Source organism: Pontibacillus salipaludis, assembly GCF_014642405.1.
GTDB lineage: Bacteria > Bacillota > Bacilli > Bacillales > BH030062 > Pontibacillus > Pontibacillus salipaludis.
Genome location: NZ_BMIN01000005.1, coordinates 133,933 through 149,695 on the forward strand (window position 1 = coordinate 133,933; position 15,763 = coordinate 149,695).

The 15,763-nt window shown below is 41.6% G+C and carries 17 protein-coding genes and 1 riboswitch; of the genes, 11 read left to right on the forward strand and 6 right to left on the reverse strand.

Going from position 1 to position 15,763, the window contains the following annotated elements; all coding sequences use genetic code 11:
* Nucleotides 1-113 precede the first annotated feature (113 nt).
* The 3 genes from IEW76_RS07825 (at nucleotide 114) to IEW76_RS07835 (ending at nucleotide 3,163) form a co-directional block, all read left to right on the forward strand.
* Nucleotides 114-1,094, forward strand: coding sequence for a sugar phosphate nucleotidyltransferase (locus IEW76_RS07825; RefSeq protein ID WP_188652565.1), 981 nt, complete (start codon nucleotides 114-116; stop codon nucleotides 1,092-1,094).
* A gap of 102 nt (nucleotides 1,095-1,196) precedes the next feature.
* Entirely contained in the window at nucleotides 1,197-2,021 is an 825-nt protein-coding gene (locus tag IEW76_RS07830) for a hypothetical protein (protein WP_188652567.1), read from the forward strand.
* 956 nt (nucleotides 2,022-2,977) lie between these two features.
* The gene (locus IEW76_RS07835) at nucleotides 2,978-3,163 is read left to right on the forward strand and encodes an antitoxin VbhA family protein (protein WP_188652569.1); all 186 of its coding nucleotides are present in this window, start codon (nucleotides 2,978-2,980) and stop codon (nucleotides 3,161-3,163) included.
* A gap of 41 nt (nucleotides 3,164-3,204) precedes the next feature.
* On the opposite strand, the gene IEW76_RS07840 is transcribed toward IEW76_RS07835, so the two are convergent.
* The 3 genes from IEW76_RS07840 to IEW76_RS07850 all read right to left on the reverse strand — a co-directional run bounded on the left by IEW76_RS07840 (nucleotide 3,205) and on the right by IEW76_RS07850 (nucleotide 6,916).
* Nucleotides 3,205-4,056, reverse strand: a complete 852-nt coding sequence (locus IEW76_RS07840) for a dimethylarginine dimethylaminohydrolase family protein (RefSeq protein ID WP_188652571.1) — start codon at nucleotides 4,054-4,056, stop codon at nucleotides 3,205-3,207.
* 24 nt (nucleotides 4,057-4,080) lie between these two features.
* Entirely contained in the window at nucleotides 4,081-4,815 is a 735-nt protein-coding gene (locus tag IEW76_RS07845) for a YqcI/YcgG family protein (protein ID WP_188652573.1), read from the reverse strand.
* Between the two features lie 190 nt (nucleotides 4,816-5,005).
* Nucleotides 5,006-6,916, reverse strand: coding sequence for an LTA synthase family protein (locus tag IEW76_RS07850; RefSeq protein WP_188652574.1), 1,911 nt, complete (start codon nucleotides 6,914-6,916; stop codon nucleotides 5,006-5,008).
* 532 nt (nucleotides 6,917-7,448) lie between these two features.
* Between IEW76_RS07850 and IEW76_RS07855 the strand changes: the two genes are divergently transcribed.
* Together IEW76_RS07855 and IEW76_RS07860 are read left to right on the forward strand one after the other, a co-directional pair.
* A complete protein-coding gene (locus IEW76_RS07855) occupies nucleotides 7,449-7,646 on the forward strand; it encodes a hypothetical protein (protein WP_188652577.1) in 198 nt (65 codons plus the stop codon).
* A gap of 13 nt (nucleotides 7,647-7,659) precedes the next feature.
* Nucleotides 7,660-8,637, forward strand: a complete 978-nt coding sequence (locus IEW76_RS07860; RefSeq protein WP_188652714.1) for an HD domain-containing protein — start codon at nucleotides 7,660-7,662, stop codon at nucleotides 8,635-8,637.
* Between the two features lie 41 nt (nucleotides 8,638-8,678).
* On the opposite strand, the gene IEW76_RS07865 is transcribed toward IEW76_RS07860, so the two are convergent.
* Both IEW76_RS07865 and IEW76_RS07870 read right to left on the reverse strand, forming a co-directional pair.
* A complete protein-coding gene (locus IEW76_RS07865) occupies nucleotides 8,679-9,230 on the reverse strand; it encodes an NAD(P)H-dependent oxidoreductase (protein ID WP_036783456.1) in 552 nt (183 codons plus the stop codon).
* Nucleotides 9,231-9,360: 130 nt separating this feature from the next.
* Nucleotides 9,361-9,678, reverse strand: coding sequence for an ArsR/SmtB family transcription factor (locus tag IEW76_RS07870; protein ID WP_036783455.1), 318 nt, complete (start codon nucleotides 9,676-9,678; stop codon nucleotides 9,361-9,363).
* Nucleotides 9,679-9,789: 111 nt separating this feature from the next.
* Here IEW76_RS07870 and IEW76_RS07875 point away from each other — a divergent pair, with 111 nt between their 5' ends.
* The 6 genes from IEW76_RS07875 to IEW76_RS20960 all read left to right on the forward strand — a co-directional run bounded on the left by IEW76_RS07875 (nucleotide 9,790) and on the right by IEW76_RS20960 (nucleotide 14,582).
* Nucleotides 9,790-10,065 (forward strand): hypothetical protein, encoded by a 276-nt coding sequence (locus IEW76_RS07875; RefSeq protein ID WP_188652579.1) that lies wholly within the window; start codon nucleotides 9,790-9,792, stop codon nucleotides 10,063-10,065.
* 120 nt (nucleotides 10,066-10,185) lie between these two features.
* Nucleotides 10,186-10,294, forward strand: a riboswitch (SAM riboswitch).
* Nucleotides 10,295-10,445: 151 nt separating this feature from the next.
* On the forward strand, nucleotides 10,446-11,465 hold the full coding sequence (locus tag IEW76_RS07880) for a methionine ABC transporter ATP-binding protein (RefSeq protein WP_188652581.1): 1,020 nt from the start codon (nucleotides 10,446-10,448) through the stop codon (nucleotides 11,463-11,465).
* Nucleotides 11,455-12,117 carry a methionine ABC transporter permease gene (locus tag IEW76_RS07885; RefSeq protein ID WP_188652583.1) on the forward strand — a complete coding sequence of 221 codons (663 nt, stop codon included), beginning with the start codon at nucleotides 11,455-11,457 and terminating at the stop codon, nucleotides 12,115-12,117. Before IEW76_RS07880 ends, IEW76_RS07885 begins: the two co-directional genes overlap by 11 nt.
* A gap of 15 nt (nucleotides 12,118-12,132) precedes the next feature.
* The gene (locus tag IEW76_RS07890; RefSeq protein WP_188652585.1) at nucleotides 12,133-12,972 is read left to right on the forward strand and encodes a MetQ/NlpA family ABC transporter substrate-binding protein; all 840 of its coding nucleotides are present in this window, start codon (nucleotides 12,133-12,135) and stop codon (nucleotides 12,970-12,972) included.
* Between the two features lie 23 nt (nucleotides 12,973-12,995).
* Entirely contained in the window at nucleotides 12,996-14,189 is a 1,194-nt protein-coding gene (locus IEW76_RS07895) for a M20 family metallopeptidase (RefSeq protein WP_188652587.1), read from the forward strand.
* A 267-nt stretch (nucleotides 14,190-14,456) separates the two neighbouring features.
* On the forward strand, nucleotides 14,457-14,582 hold the full coding sequence (locus IEW76_RS20960) for a hypothetical protein (protein WP_268235056.1): 126 nt from the start codon (nucleotides 14,457-14,459) through the stop codon (nucleotides 14,580-14,582).
* A 68-nt stretch (nucleotides 14,583-14,650) separates the two neighbouring features.
* Here IEW76_RS20960 and IEW76_RS07900 read toward each other — a convergent pair whose 3' ends face one another.
* Entirely contained in the window at nucleotides 14,651-15,751 is a 1,101-nt protein-coding gene (locus IEW76_RS07900) for a GerAB/ArcD/ProY family transporter (protein WP_188652589.1), read from the reverse strand.
* Nucleotides 15,752-15,763 lie beyond the last annotated feature (12 nt).

Sequence of the window (15,763 nt, forward strand, 5' to 3'; positions counted from 1 at the left end):
ACGCTTTACTCGTTTAGTAAGATAAAGCGTGTCTGACACCCTTTAGTGAAGTGAAGCGTGCCAGACACTCTTCACCTCACTAAAGTACATATGAAAGTGAGGGAGTGAAGGATATGGAACGTACATATGCCGTTGTGTTAGCGGCTGGTAAGGGAACAAGGATGAAATCGGATCTTCCGAAGGTGCTTCATCCTGTTTGCGGAAAGCCGATGGTTGAACATATTACAGATTTACTAAGAGACTTACAGATGAACGAAATTGTGACCGTTGTGGGTCATAAGAGTGAAATGGTTAAGGAGCAGTTGGGAGAGTCTGTTACGTATGCTCATCAGTCTGAGCAATTAGGGACAGCACATGCTGTTCAAATGAGTGCAGACCAGCTAGCTCATCAAGAAGGGACGACTGTCATCATCACAGGAGACACCCCTCTTATTACGAGTAACACCGTTCAGAACTTGCTCGATCATCATCGTGAAACAAATGCAGCAGCGACGATCTTAACGATGCTACCTGAGGATCCAACAGGATACGGGAGAATCGTAAGAAACAGAGACGGAAACGTTGAGCGTATTGTAGAGCAAAAAGATGCCACGCCTGAAGAACAATCCATCGGGGAAGTGAACACAGGAATCTTCTGCTTTGATAATAAGTTATTATTCCAATCTCTTAATCAAGTTGGAACGAACAACAATCAAAGCGAATACTACCTGCCTGATGTAATTGAAATATTAAAAGAGCAAGGATATACGATCTCAGCTACCTCAACAGAGGATGTAGCTGAAGGACTTGGAGTGAACGATCGGGTTCAACTTGCTAAAGCAGAAAAAATCATGCAGCAGCGAATCATTGAGCGTCATATGAAGAATGGTGTTTCTTTCATAGATTCTTCTTCTAGCTACGTTGAGGCTGATGTGAAGATCGGCCAAGATACGCTGATTGAGCCGCGCGCTCATATAAGAGGGAAGTCAGTGATTGGCTCCTACTGTGTGATCGGTCCTGATGTTGACCTGAGAGATCTTGAAGTTCGGGACAAAACTAGAGTTCAGAACTTCTCCATGACGAATGATATTTGTAAAATCCCTATTCATTCATAAAGGGTGTGAAGAGTTTTTGTGAACAAGCTTGGTAGGATCATTAAAACGTACAAGATCTCCGCTATGATCTTGAGTGTGTTCATTATTTTAGGAGTGGGTTACATGGTCTTTAGTGAAGATCAAAATCAAACGAAAAAGGCAACTTGGATTTGGGACGTCTCTAAAATTGAGGAAGACCCTGAACAAGCTGTTTCCTTTTTAAAAGAAGAAAAGGTGAACCTTGTATACATCCATATTGACTTTGAAACCTTTAGGCCAGGTCCGTATCGTTCCTTTATTCAACACGCCAGTAAAGAGGATATTGATGTTTATGCGCTAGGTGGAGACCCAAACTGGGCGCTTATTAAGAACCGGGATAGTCTCGATCATTTTGTGTCGATCGTTCATGATTACAACAATACGGTCGGGGAGGATCAGAAATTCGCTGGCGTTCACGTTGATATTGAGCCATACCTCTTATCGCAATGGAAAGAGGATGCTGATAATGTAATCAATCAGTGGATGATGAATACCGTTCATTTGATTCGAGAAGCAAAAGAACAGGATCATCTGCAAGTCAGTGGGGATTTCCCTTTCTGGATTCATGAGAAAAAAGTTCCTTATAAGGACCAGACATTAAGCGAGTGGATGATCGAGCACTACGATTCCATGACGCTGATGGCCTATCGAAACAAGTCAGAAGGGCCAAACGGTATTCAATCCATTTCAAAGCCGATTGTAAATGAAGCTAGTAAAGAAGGGAAATCCGTTATAGTCGGGGTCAATGTCATAGATAGTGCAGAAGGAGCTCACACCACATTCCACGGTGATGAACCTGGAACCATGAACCAAGAACTAGAAGTTTTAGAAGACGCCTACAAAGGGAATAAAGGCTTTGGAGGCACAGCCATACATGATTATTCGCATTGGATTGACCATGCGGATTAATTATAAATAGATAGACTTTGGAAAAAATGCATCTCCCCCTTATTATAGATGCAAAAAAACGCAATCCACTATGAGTGTGGATTGCGTTTTTTATTTTACACTCTATGGTGCGAAAAAGTTTCCGTTAGCGTATGAGTAGATTAAGGTGGTCCGGGAAACTACTCGCTTTCCGCGGGCGAGCTGTCGAGCCTCCTCGGGCAAAAACCTTGCCCTGCGGGGTCTCGTCGACCTCTTTCTCCCGCAGGAGTCTCGCAGTTTCCCGGACCACCTTTGCCACGAGGGGAGGAACGGAAACATGCCATTTACGGGTGCATAAGAGTTTTATAAAAATTGAAGAGGCCCGTTCGACTTATAATGGTAGGGCTGGCTGGAGGACTGCGAGACTCCCGCGGGAAAAGGAGCCTAGGGGAGACCCCGCAGAGAGCGATAGCGAACGAGGAGGCTCCCCAGCTCCCCGCAGGAAAGCGAGTGGTCCTCCAGCCAGCCAAAGCACTATCCTTGTAACGGGCCATTTCCTACCTACGTTATCACCCTACACATCAGCGTTAATTTGTATGGGCGGTACTGGTGGGATTGGGGCGACTTGTTGGCCGAGGGGTGGGCCTCCTATGATGAAGGCAGGGCCTTTTCCTTCGTTAGGTGGATATCCGTATGGGTATGGGCCTGGGCATTTTGGGGAGTAGGGAAATGTAGTAGAGTAGAAGGGTGGGTAGAAAAATAGAGCGTCGTATACACCCCAAAAGATATCTCCTGTTGCGCCGAATGGAAATCCTCGAAAGGGGTAGCCGTTCCAAAAGGCGTCACCCTCGAATGTTTTCTCTTTGTTTAGGGGGATGAGGGGGCGATTTGGTTGTTTCATAGATGATTACCTCCTACATATATAGGGACCTTGCGTTAGTCTATGCAGCAAAAAGGAAGAAGGGAATGGGACTTAAATATTAAAAGCAGGTGATGAGATGAATGATAAACCATCCATAGAGAAAGCAATGAAGAATGCCAAGGCGTCGATTGAGCTAGAAGGGTACGATCTAACAGAAGAGCATGAACAACTTGTTAGAAAGAGTTTGTTAGGAGAAATCTCGCACGAACAATTTGTAGAAATGGCTTTGGAACTTGTGCAGCAACGGAAAGATCGTAAATAATCGAACTATAAGAAACCTCCCCCTTTGATGGGGAGGTTGTTTTATTTCCTTCTGAGTGGGAGTGTGCAGCACCTGAAGGATCCGCCTGATTTAATAATTTCAGAGAATTCTACAGGGATCACGTTAAATCCTTTAGCTTCTAATTCTTGATTGATTCGTTTATTTTGTGGAAGGCTGATAATGGTTTTGTATCCAATCGATAATACATTCGGCCCCATTTGAAATTGTTCTTCACGTGTCACTCTAATGAGATTGAAGGTCGATGCGATTCTGCCTAGCCCTTCTGGTGTAAAGGCGGGAGGGTAAACGATAGCTGTATTCTCATCTACTATATTAAACACACAGTCCAGGTGAAGAATGGACTCGTGGAGGGATAATGGAACGACGGTATAGGACGGGAGGTGCTCTTGTAATGCGTTTATAGCTTCACGTGAGGTGCGACCGCTCTCTCCTACATAAATTGTAGAACCGTTCACAATGACATCGCCACCCTCGATTGACGACGGAAGTCCATCCTCATAAGGAATGTGGTGGTCTAAGAGCCATTTCTTTAAAGATTCTGTTTCTTGGTTTCGTACACCTTCGCTCATCGATGCGATATACAATCGCTCATCTAATGTGAACGCAATATCTCTTGTGAAGACTTGTTCAGGTAAGGCAGGATCAGCAGGCAACTCTTCTACCTCTACATTTTGCTCCCTTAACACATCAACAAAGTGTTCATGTTGCTCTAAAGCAAGTGGTACGTTAATATTGTGATCTTTATAATATTCCTGTGTTTCGTTAATCACTTCAGTAATCTCCATAAAAGAAGGCTTCACGACAAGGACTTTGTGTAGCGATGTATATTCTGACTTACAATGAATGTGGTTGTCTGTTTCTATTCCTCTCATGCTTGTAACCTCTTTCTTGTAAATTTAACGTTGTTTATGATGAAAAGGACATTTTCCTTCAATAGGCTTGATGTCGTCTCCGATAAATGACTGTTTCCATTCGTTGTGTGTAGGATCTCCGAAGTGACTAATATCCGGATGAGTTGGCAATTGATCCCACTTTTCTACACGCGCTCTAACTTTCTCGCGAGACATAATGCCCCCTTTCTCAGTTCCCTCTAAACCTTGAAAAATAACACGAGGCTGAAACCCTAAAATTAGACTATTCCCTAGATTTCTCGTTTTGCGTTGCTTATATGCAGGAGCATTGCCAAACGTAAAGATCGGCTCTCCCCCAAAGTGAAAGTCCCATAAGTAATGTTCAGGATCTCTCGGTGCTCCTTTAGGCCAAGAAAACCGATCGTGATCGTGAAGGTATTGTAAAATATTCCAGAAATACTCCCTGTAATATTCGACTGATTGCTCCTTGGACTCTGGTTCAACAAAAATAAACAATCCATGTCTTGGTGCATTTGGCTCTTGAAACAAACTTAAGAAACTCTCAACAGCTTCCGGTAAATGACTCCAGTCGTCATGACTTATATAGGAATAACGAAGTTCGCCTTTATTCTGAGCTTTCATTCCAAAAAAGCATGGAAAAGTTGGTTCCGTTACGATCTCACTAAACGTCTTGTATTCTTCTTTAAGCCAACTAGGAAGATGATTAGAAGTTTCAAAGTCCTCTTTATGAAGCAAATATGGGCTACCCGTTTGTAACATGAATATTCTCCTTTATATGTAATGATTCATGATCGATATTCTAGGGGTGTGGTCTATCTGTTTTCTATAACCTAATTTGATAGGGGTGAAACATTCTATCGTGATATAGTTTTTTAGTAGTAGGAGGGAGGATGAAGGGATGGGGTCTATAGAAAAAGCCGCATAAACTTTTGTTTATGCGGCTTACTACTTATTTCTCTTTATTTGGTGAGTTCGTGAGTGGATCCTCTTCTTCGTCTTCTAAGAAACGAAGAAGGTCACCGTATACAAGTTTATCAGATAGATTCAACTCGGTTTGTCCTTTTTGGGCAATAGAATCGCATTCTGAACCTTCTACTTCTTGGCCTGTCGCTTTGTCATAGCATTTTTCTGATTCGCCATCGTAGACGTATTTGTCTGTAATAACAGAACCGTCACGTAAAATAGCTAAGTCTTCGCGATCTTTAGCCAGTAGATCGGTACCAAATTGGATATCATTTTCGTTCTTAACTCCTAAAAGGTTTAGGATAGTTGGCTTTAAGTCAATTTGGCTTCCGACTGTATCCACTGTTTTACCCTCTAAACCAGGGGAGTGGATAATTAGAGGAACACGCTGCAACTGAGTGTGTTCAAATGGTCGGATTTCAGTGCCCATAATTTCGGACATTGCTCGGTTATGGTTTTCAGAGATTCCGTAGTGGTCTCCGTACATAATGAATACCGTATCTTCATACTCACCATTTGCTTTCATGTCTTCAAAGAATTTCTTGAAAGCTTCATCCATATAGCGTGCTGTTTGGAAATAACGGTCTACTGTGCCGTCACCAGTCTGTGTCTGATCAATCATTACATCTTCCTCATCGTTTAGAACGAATGGGTAGTGGTGCGTTAGTGTAATGAATTTCGTGTAATAAGGCTTTTCTAAGCTCTTAATCATTGGCATGGATTGTTCAAAGAACTCAATGTCTTTTAATCCATAGTTTACTGAGTTTTCAGGAGTCACTTCATAATCTTTCTTAGAGAAGAAGCGATCGTACCCTAGAGCTGGATACATGACATCACGGTTCCAGAAGCTATCGTTATTACCGTGGAACACAGCGGATGTATACCCTTTTTCTTTTAGTATTTCAGGTGTTGCATTAAATTCGTTACCAGCATTGGTTGTGAAAACAGCGCCACGTGGTAGTGGGTATAAAGAGTTCGCAAGTAGGAACTCAGAGTCTGATGTCTTCCCTTGACCAGTATTGTGGTAGAAGTTATTGAAGTAAACAGAGTTTTTATCGTCAATTAAGTCGTTTAAGAATGGCGTAACTTCCTTACCATTTACTTTGTAATCAATAGCAAAGTTTTGTAAGGATTCCATTGAGATAAGCACGACGTTCTTGCCTTCTAATGCGCCAAAGTTCTCGCTTTTAGGATCCTTTTGACTAGACAGGTAGTTTCGTACTTCTGTTAGCTCATCGCTTTCTGCGAATACACGGTGTGATTGTGTATTTGCCGTCATAACCGTATCGTATAGGTGGAAGTTGTACACACCCATAAGTTTAACGAACATGGCACGGTCAAATGTACGAGTTAATAGTTCAGAACGCTCTTCGTTGGCTAAGTTCAGGTTCAACGAGATCGCTAAAAGAGATGTAGCAACAATAGCGCCCATTGTGCGTTTTTTCACGCTTAGTGAAAGTTGGCCTTTTTTCATTCGGGCCCAAACAAATAGAGCAACAACATCAATCCAGAACAAGAGGTCTGTGAAACTCATAAGAGACTTTGCACTTCCGCCAAGCTGAGCGAAGTTCTTATACTGCATTAATACCGGAATCGTAATAAAGTCATTAAAGAAACGGTAATACACGACGTTTGCAAACAAAACAAACGACATAATGAAATATAAGGTAAGAAATGCTTTAATGCGCTTCGCCTTTGGAAAGATGAAGCTTAGTGATAAGAAGAACAAAATGGACCCTAGTGGTGTAAGAGCCAGGATATATTCTTGGATTGTATTTTCTAAGTCTAAGGAAAACGAAAATCTAAATGCTAAATAAGATTTGGCCCATAGCAATACGGTAGCTATGAGAAAGAAGAATAGTCCACTTTGTAGCAACCGGTCTACTCTTTTATTCATGTGTGATCCTCCTTTGATCGCCTAGTTCCATGATAGATTGTGATTGAGGATATCGTGCTTTTATCTGTATGTTCAAAGTGCTTGAGATCCTACATTTACAAATTCTTTAGAATTTCATTATAGATTTATTTTGAAAAAGGTCAATGGGAACAGCGCTCAAATTAGCAAAAAAGCCTATGAAATGTACCCTTTATTCATAGAATTGTCACGATTTTAAATCTATGACCTTACAAAAATTTAACATGTTTTTTACGTAATATCAAAGGTTATTTTTACATATTTAGTAAATAACAAGTTTCGCACCGACGGTATCCTCATATATATTCACCAATATCCTCACATTTAAACCACAAATTCACTTCATCATACTAAAGCGTGCCAGGCACGCGTTGACTCTCTGCAGGACTAAAGCGTGCCAGACACGCGTCAGTTCTTTGAAGCGCTAAAGGGTGTCTGGCACGCGGTGGGGATTTACAGTGATAAAGTTGAAGGGGGTTATGGTAGTATATAATAAGGAAAGGGGAGGGGTAGAGTGATTTCTAGTGTGGGGTTGCCTGGGCTTATGATGTTGTTTGTTGTGGGGTTATTGATCGTTATGTTTGTGGTATCTTTTTCATTGTTTATGAAGAAGATCTTGAAGAGACAAGATTACAATCGTGATATTGAGGCGCGCTTAGATCGTTTGGAGAAGAAAGTGGATCAATTATTAGAAGAGTCTAATCGTGAATAAAGCGAGGGGTAGAATGCTTGTAACAGATCAGATTTATGGAACAGTTAGGGTTGAAGGGGTACTTGAAGAGTTAATCAATAGTTCCCTTGTTCAACGTTTAAAAGGAATTTATCAAGGAGGGGCAAGCGTCCTCGTCAATGATTCTTGGAACGTGACAAGGTACGACCACTCCATTGGTGTCATGCTTCTGATCAGGCGTTTAGGTGGGAGCCTTGAGGAACAGATTGCTGGACTACTTCATGATGTGTCTCATACCGCTTTTTCACACGTCATTGACTTTGTTATCGACAATAAGGAAGAGGACTATCATGAGGAAATTTATGAACACATCATTCAACATTCAGAGATTCCTGAGATAGTAGAGAAGCATGGCTTTAAGGCATCCGATCTTCTTCGGAATGTCGATCAGTGGCCGTTACTAGAACAACCTGCTCCTGATCTTTGTGCAGATCGTGTAGACTATACATTAAGAGATATGTATCAGTACGGGCATATTGAAAAGGAAGAAATCAATACGTTTTTGTCCAACTTACAGTGTTTTAACGGTAAAATGTATGTAGCAAATGCCGAAAGTGCGGAATGGTTTGTAGAGGTGTATTATAAGGAAGTCATCGATTTCTTTATGCATCCTTTGAACATATTCGGATATGATCGTCTCGCGCGTGCACTAAAGGCTGCTTTAGACAAAGGTGTTATTACATTAAATGATCTTCAAAAGACAGATCGCGAGGTTTTGGGTCAGCTTCAATCATGTCATAACGATGAAGTCCATAAGTGGTTGGGGCAGCTACATCAATCTGTTTCTGTGATAGAAAATGCTCAAGACTACGATCTACATAGAAAAGGGAAAGTCAGGCTTATTGATCCTTTATTCATGAGCCAGGGTAGTCTTATAAGGATTTCTGGACAATCCGATAAAGTGAAGCGGATGGGACAAGAAGCATATGAAAAGGCCAAAAAAGGCTCTTATGTAAAAATAGTAAATGTGTAGGAGAGAGGTTACGTGCCTCTCTCCTTTTTATATATCAAAAATTAAACATCAAATACTTCAGCAAGATGCTGGCGAAGTTCTGTCATGTACGTATCAATGTCAGGGTTTTTGATGACATCAAAGGCACCAAAGCTTTTCAGTGGTTCCATACCTACATATTTTTGCATGTTATGAAGATGATCAATTGCTTCTTCCAGATCTTGTCCTTTAAAGAACTCATCATGATTACTGAAGGCATCTTTTGGAGCGTTCCATGTTGTTGAGAACATGTACTTTCTACCTGTCATAAGGCCGCTTTCTCCATACTTTTCTCCACCACCGAAGAAAACGCCTGGTTCGTACACAGAATCCATATAGGTCTTCGTTCCACCCGGAAGACTGAACCAGTACATTGGCGTTTGGACAACAATGGTATCTGCCCACTTGAATTTTTCTTGCTCTTCTTTTACATCATAACCTTCACTTACCACCGTTGTTTTCACGTCATATTTTGTGGAGAGCTTTGTTACGATTTCATCGAAAAGGGTTTTATTTAGACGGCCCTCTGCAATTGGGTATGGTTCGTGGCCATTGATAACTAGAATATTGTTCATGATTAACATCCTTTGTTTAATAGTTTTATTGTTCGAAAACCATCGAACTGTTTTAAACTATAGCACCTCGGTTAGGGGAATGCAAACAAAAAAAAAGAGAACCACCAAAAAAGGAGGTTCTCAAGTTACGCTACAAATCCTCTTCATTTACTTTTCCGATCGCATCGAGTAATCCAGGAAACTTTCCTTCGATTTCTTCCGTTCGTATGGAGTAAAAATGCTCCTTTCCTACAATTCGAGCCTGGATTAATCCAGCTTCTCTTAAAACTTTTATATGATGAGATACCGTTGACTTTGGTAGTTGAAGTTGCAGCGTGTAATGGGTGCAATTGTTTTCTTCTGTATCCCGCAGACACCGAATAATCTTTGCACGGTTCGGTTCACTAAGGGCCTGCAAAACTTTTGTAAATGTAACACTTTCTATTGGTGGCTGATAAGGTATTTTCATACATCATATTGTATCGATTATTACAAAGGAAGGCAACATCATCGATTTGAGGAATACATTTCAACAGATTAGGGTATTCCCTTACATAACCAATAGTAGGAGGGAATACCGGTGCCAAAAGCATTATCAGGAAAAATCTCATTATTTATGTTAGCCATATTTGTAGGGCAGTTACTTGCTCTCGCTATAGTAGGTTCTATGGAGGGACTGTTAACGATTGTGACGTTCTCCCATTTAACGCGATATACAGCCATTATCGGACTTATTGTAGGGATTGTAGGAGTGATTCAAGAGAAAGGGAAAGGAAGAATTATTCCTATTTTGACGCTTCTATTAAGTGTAATCTTAGCTGCATTTAATGGGTATCTGATGTTTATTTGGGGGTAGTGAGTTGTGCTTGTAAAGGGATGATAAAATTTTTAACTATTAAATCGTTAAAAATCCTTTGACAATTCTAACCGCTCCTTGTAGTATATGGATTAACGAAAAACACAGTTGAAAACAATCTTCTTATCCAGAGAGGTGGAGGGACTGGCCCTTTGAAACCTCGGCAACGGATTCTATTCAATTAGAACACCGTGCCAATTCCTTTAAGCTTAGGCTTAAAAGATGAGAAGAGACGGATCTACATATACGTAAATCCCCTCTTCTTATTATTTTAAGAAGAGGGGATTTTTTGTTTGCCAGAAAAGAAGAAAAAAGGACATTTTTAGCTTGTAAACCAAGTATTCCGATCTGTTTTTTAAAGATTAAAGGAGGCAGACAGCATGATCGAGTTACATAATATTGAGAAAGTGTACAAGAAGAACGATCAAACCATTCGAGCCGTTGACGGAGTCAATGTATCCATCGATAAAGGAGCGATTTACGGTGTCATTGGCTTTAGTGGGGCAGGGAAGAGTACACTTCTCCGATGCGTAAACCTAATTGAACGCCCAACATCAGGAGAAGTGAAGCTAGACGGAGAGGATTTGACTCAGTTGCCAAAATCCAAGCTACGAAAAGAAAGACGTCGTATTGGGATGATCTTCCAACATTTTAACTTGCTAGAATCAAAGACGGTCTATCAAAACGTAGCTTTTCCACTTTTGTTAGATGGTAAAAAAGGAAAGCAAGTGGAAGGGAAAGTAAAGGAGCTCCTTGAGTTTGTCGGATTAGCAGATCAGGCAGAAAAATATCCCGAAGAGCTTTCAGGAGGACAGAAGCAGCGGGTGGGTATCGCAAGAGCCCTCGTCCGATCTCCTGAAGTACTTCTTTGTGACGAAGCCACCTCTGCTCTTGACCCGCAGACAACCGATTCGATTTTAGACCTTTTGAGACAAATTCGTGAAGAGTACCACATTACAATCCTAATGATCACGCATGAAATGCAGGTCATTCGTGAGATTTGCGACCGGGTGGCTGTTATGGAAGATGGAAAAGTGATTGAGGAAGGGACGGTATTTGATATCTTCTCAAGTCCGACGCATCAGACAACGAAGAATTTCGTCAGCTCGGTAATGAACGATAAGATTCCTGAATCGATTCTACAAGCCTTAGATAGTACGCGGCACGTATACAGGGTGACGTTCCTAAGAGAACAAGCTTCAGAGCCTATTCTTTATCGGGCTGCTACTCAGCATCATGTTGAAGTGAACGTGTTATACGGGCAAATTACCCAACTACAAGGTGAACCATTCGGAAGTCTGATCGTTGAATTTATTGGAGGAGAGAAAGAGATCTTTAAAGCTCTTCATTCCATCCAGCAATCTGTAACAGTGAAAGAGGTGACGCGCGATGCAAGTTGATTTAGCCACATTTTGGCCTAAGATTTTAGAAGCGACACAAGAGACGATCGTTATGGTAGCCATTGCTTTACTGTTTGCGGTCGTGATTGGCTTACCGCTTGGTATTTCTCTTGTCGTAACAAGAAAGAATGGACTTCTTGAAAACGGTCCTTTATTTAAAGTATTAAACGGTATAGTGAACTTCTTTCGTTCGATCCCGTTCATTATCTTATTAGTAGCGATTTTACCGATTACCCGGTTTATCGTCGGCACCTCAATTGGAACTGCAGCAGCCGTTGTCCCTCTAGTGTTCTTTTCGGCGCCCTATATTGCCCGATTAGTTGAAAGTAGTTTGCTAGAGGTGAATCCAGGTGTTGTGGAAGCAGCAGAATCGATGGGGGCAACGCCTTGGCAAATCATTTACCGTGTCTTCTTACCAGAGGCACTAAGTTCTCTAGTTTTAAACATTACGATTGCAACCATTGGCTTAGTCGGTGCATCAGCGATGGCTGGATTTGTTGGAGGTGGTGGTCTTGGTGACTTGGCTATCTCTTATGGATATCAACGATTTGAAACGAACGTGATGATCGTAACTGTCATTTTACTCGTAGTCATTGTTCAAACGGTACAAACGTTAGGAAATTACATTTCAAAAGCTGTACGCAGACGATAAAGGAGGAAATTACATATGAAGAAAAAAATGATTCTATTCATAGCACTAATAGCAACAGTAGGAGCCGCTCTAGCAGGGTGCGGTAGCACGGAGGCTCAAGGAGATGGGGAGACGACGACCGTTAAGATCGGTTTAAATGGATCTGGTGTTCCGTTATGGGAGCCGATTCAAGAAAAAGCAGCAGAAGAGGGAATTAATATTGAACTTGTTGAGTTCTCAGACTACGTTCGACCTAACTTAGCTCTAGCAGATGGTGACATTGATTTAAATGCTTTCCAAACGGTGTCTTATTTCGATTCATTTATTGAAGAACATGACCTTGACCTTGAACCCATTGGAACAACACTCATTGCACCAATGGGCGTATATTCAGAGGAATATGATAACCTCGAGAACATTCCAGAAGGTAGCACCATTGCCATTCCGAAAGAGGCAACCAACATGGGAAGAGCGCTTCTATTACTTGAGAAATCAGGCATCATCACACTTCCTGATGACTTCGACGGGAACGGTTCTTTAGATAAAATCAAAGAAAATCCAAAAAATATAGAATTCACACCAGTTGTAGCGGCTCAAACACCTCGCGTATTACCGGATGTGGCTGCAAGTGTGATTAACAACGGAGTAGCTGTAGAAGCAGGATTTGTACCTGTAGACGATGCGGTCTTCATTGAAGGAGATACCGCAACACCTTATATCAATATTATTGCAGCAAGAGCAGATGAAGCGGATAAAGAAGCTTACCAAAAGATTGTAGAGATTTACCAAACGGAAGAAATTGCAGAGCACATCCGTGAAACCTATAACGATTCTCTAATCCCGACGTTCGTATCTCTAGAGAAAATTGGTTGGTAATTTAAAGAGAAGGAGTGAGTGGCATGAGCACATTGGAAGCTACGTTAGAACAAGAAGTCACGCAGTATGTGGATGACCAAAAGGCGGTCTACCTGGACGCGAGCCACCGGATCCACGAGAATCCTGAGATCGGTAACGAGGAATATTACGCAAGTGAAACGTTGTGCGAACTTTTAGAACGTGAAGGATTTGAAGTGACGAGGGGCATTCCGGAACACGAGACAGCTTTTATTGCCCGTAAAAAAGGACCTGCAAATGGTCCTAAAATAGGATTTCTTGCTGAGTATGATGCATTACCTGGACTCGGACATGCGTGTGGTCATAACATAATCGGTACAACGAGTGTTGCCGCCGCCATCTCCCTTAGCCGAGTTCTTGAAGAGACTGGTGGAGAAGTCGTTGTTCTTGGAACCCCTGCTGAAGAAGGGGGACCAAACGGAAGCGCCAAAGGTACATTTGTCAGGCATGGCCTTGTGCAGGACCTTGATGCTTGTATGATGGTTCACCCTTCGAATCAGACAAACGGAACATCAGAATCTCTGGCTGTTGATCCACTAGACTTCGAGTTCTACGGCCAATCAGCTCATGCTGCCGCTAAGCCAGAATACGGAGTTAACGCTTTAGACGGCGTCATCCAACTCTTTAATGGCGTTAATGCCATCCGTCAGCACGTAACAGACGATGTTCGTCTTCACGGGGTGATTTTAGACGGTGGCGTTGCCCCGAACATAGTACCAGATTACGCAAGAGCTCGCTTCTTCGTACGAGCAGCTACCCGTGAAGCCTGTAATGACGTAACAGCGAAAGTGAAGCGGATAGCAGAAGGAGCAGCCCTCACAACCGGAGCAAGTGTTAAAGTCACACCTATTCAAAACGGAGTCGACAACCTTATTTTAAATGAAACATTTGACGCCGTTTTCCGTGAGAGAATAAAGGCTCTAGGAGAGGACTATGTAGATGAGGGGCGTGAAGGAATTGGCTCTACAGATGCGGGAAATATAAGTCAAGTTATCCCGACGATTCACCCTTATATAAAAATAGGGTCCTCTGACCTCGTTCCCCACACCGATGCCTTTAGAGAAGCCGCAAAATCAGAACGAGGCGACCAAGCACTTATTACCGGAGCGAAGGCACTAGCCTTAACAGGTTTGGATTTATTAACAGACCATACCTTGTTACAAGAAGTTCAAGCAGATTTTCAATCTAAACAACGATAGGAAATCATTGCTTAAAACTCTAGTTGAGATCATATTTCGGATGCGGGGCTGTTTATCTCAATTCCAAGCTTTCTCATATAAGGGATTTACCTGTGAAAAAAAGCCACTTGCATATGCAGGTGGCTTCTTTTCGTCATATTTTGGGCTCAAATAACGTTTTATAACACATATGGTGTCTAATGATGTAGAAATATTTCCGGGGCAATAGTCGAAACGTGCAACCTATGACTCATATTGAACTAGAAGCGTTTAGGGATGGCTATTTGGGTGAAAGGAATAACTAACAAACAAAAGGAGGGACTTCCCATGTTGCATAAACTAGTTGATAAGATCGTTGCCATTGTTACATTTATTCCAAGAGCGCTTGGCCGTCTTATTAAGAAAATTGTCTAAGGAATTGGAATAGGGGGAAAGGAACGGTTTACTATGTGAAGAAGTAAATCGTGCCTTTCCCCCTATTTTTATTGGTTGTTTCTTTTATTTCTTATGAATAGAAGGAGAAAGAGAAAGCTGGGTATAATCATTTGCATCGGAACGTGTACATAAATAGGAACGATGTCCAATCCTTCTTTCATATGTTCGACGAAATTTGGACTAATTAATATAGATAGGATGATGACAAGGATGCCCATAAATCCAATTAATCCTTTACTGTCTCTTCTCGGAAGTCTAAACAAGTATTGAAGCATAGCAACCGCCGCATAAAAGAAAATAGTAATCTTAAAAAAGCCAGTGATCACCATAATAATGATCACAATGGGGTCCAGTCGCTGAATAATTCCTTGTAAGTTTACGAGTGAAATCGTATCAAGGAGCGGTACGGTGGAATTCATTGCAATCATGGGGCCTAATACCATCAAAATCGTTACGCTAATGATTAATAGAGATGTTCCGCTATAGAGTATACCCGTGACCCCATATCGGAAGCTTTTTAACGGATCCTCTAAGTGATGGAAGATGATCGTGAATACGATAAGTTCTCCAAAAGGAAATGTGACTCCCGTTGGGAAAACGAATGAAAGAATTTCTCCAATATCTTGATTGAAGAATGGCTGAAGGTGATGGATCTTAGGGAGGTCCATGATGAATACAAACATCAAGAACAATCCACCCATCAGTAATATAAATGGGAGGAATAATTCACTTGTCCTAGCTATCACTTCAATCCCAAGATAGCAAGCAAAACAAACAACGAGCATAAATAAAAGGGAAACCGCTATTAAAGGGGTCTCATGCAAGATCGTTTGAGCGGTTAACATAGTAAAGTCCCTTAAAACACGTGCTGCTATGTATAAGAAATAGGCAATATAAACCCATATGAATAGATACCCTAAGTAAGGCCCTGCTACTATTTGCAAGACTTGTGGAAAAGGTGTATCAGGATAAGAACTTACGAACCGTGTAAAAAGCCAGTAAAGCAAGATCCCTCCAATCATACTCAACAAGATAACGAGCCAAGCATTTTGCTTCGCTTCTAATCCAAGACCCACGATGATTGAGCTTCCGAATTCGAATAGAATAACAAGCGAAATAAATTGATAGCGTGTAATGGATTCTTTCATCGTGAGACTCCT

Excerpts from the sequence above, each read along its gene's own strand:
- IEW76_RS07825 (WP_188652565.1), top strand. The coding sequence starts at position 114 with ATGGAACGTACATATGCCGTTGTGTTAGCGGCTGGTAAGGGAACAAGG.
- IEW76_RS07830 (WP_188652567.1), top strand. The coding sequence starts at position 1,197 with ATGGTCTTTAGTGAAGATCAAAATCAAACGAAAAAGGCAACTTGGATT.
- IEW76_RS07835 (WP_188652569.1), top strand. The coding sequence starts at position 2,978 with ATGAATGATAAACCATCCATAGAGAAAGCAATGAAGAATGCCAAGGCG.
- IEW76_RS07840 (WP_188652571.1), bottom strand. The coding sequence starts at position 4,056 with ATGAGAGGAATAGAAACAGACAACCACATTCATTGTAAGTCAGAATAT.
- IEW76_RS07845 (WP_188652573.1), bottom strand. The coding sequence starts at position 4,815 with ATGTTACAAACGGGTAGCCCATATTTGCTTCATAAAGAGGACTTTGAA.
- IEW76_RS07850 (WP_188652574.1), bottom strand. The coding sequence starts at position 6,916 with ATGAATAAAAGAGTAGACCGGTTGCTACAAAGTGGACTATTCTTCTTT.
- IEW76_RS07860 (WP_188652714.1), top strand. The coding sequence starts at position 7,660 with ATGCTTGTAACAGATCAGATTTATGGAACAGTTAGGGTTGAAGGGGTA.
- IEW76_RS07865 (WP_036783456.1), bottom strand. The coding sequence starts at position 9,230 with ATGAACAATATTCTAGTTATCAATGGCCACGAACCATACCCAATTGCA.
- IEW76_RS07870 (WP_036783455.1), bottom strand. The coding sequence starts at position 9,678 with ATGAAAATACCTTATCAGCCACCAATAGAAAGTGTTACATTTACAAAA.
- IEW76_RS07880 (WP_188652581.1), top strand. The coding sequence starts at position 10,446 with ATGATCGAGTTACATAATATTGAGAAAGTGTACAAGAAGAACGATCAA.
- IEW76_RS07885 (WP_188652583.1), top strand. The coding sequence starts at position 11,455 with ATGCAAGTTGATTTAGCCACATTTTGGCCTAAGATTTTAGAAGCGACA.
- IEW76_RS07890 (WP_188652585.1), top strand. The coding sequence starts at position 12,133 with ATGAAGAAAAAAATGATTCTATTCATAGCACTAATAGCAACAGTAGGA.
- IEW76_RS07895 (WP_188652587.1), top strand. The coding sequence starts at position 12,996 with ATGAGCACATTGGAAGCTACGTTAGAACAAGAAGTCACGCAGTATGTG.
- IEW76_RS07900 (WP_188652589.1), bottom strand. The coding sequence starts at position 15,751 with ATGAAAGAATCCATTACACGCTATCAATTTATTTCGCTTGTTATTCTA.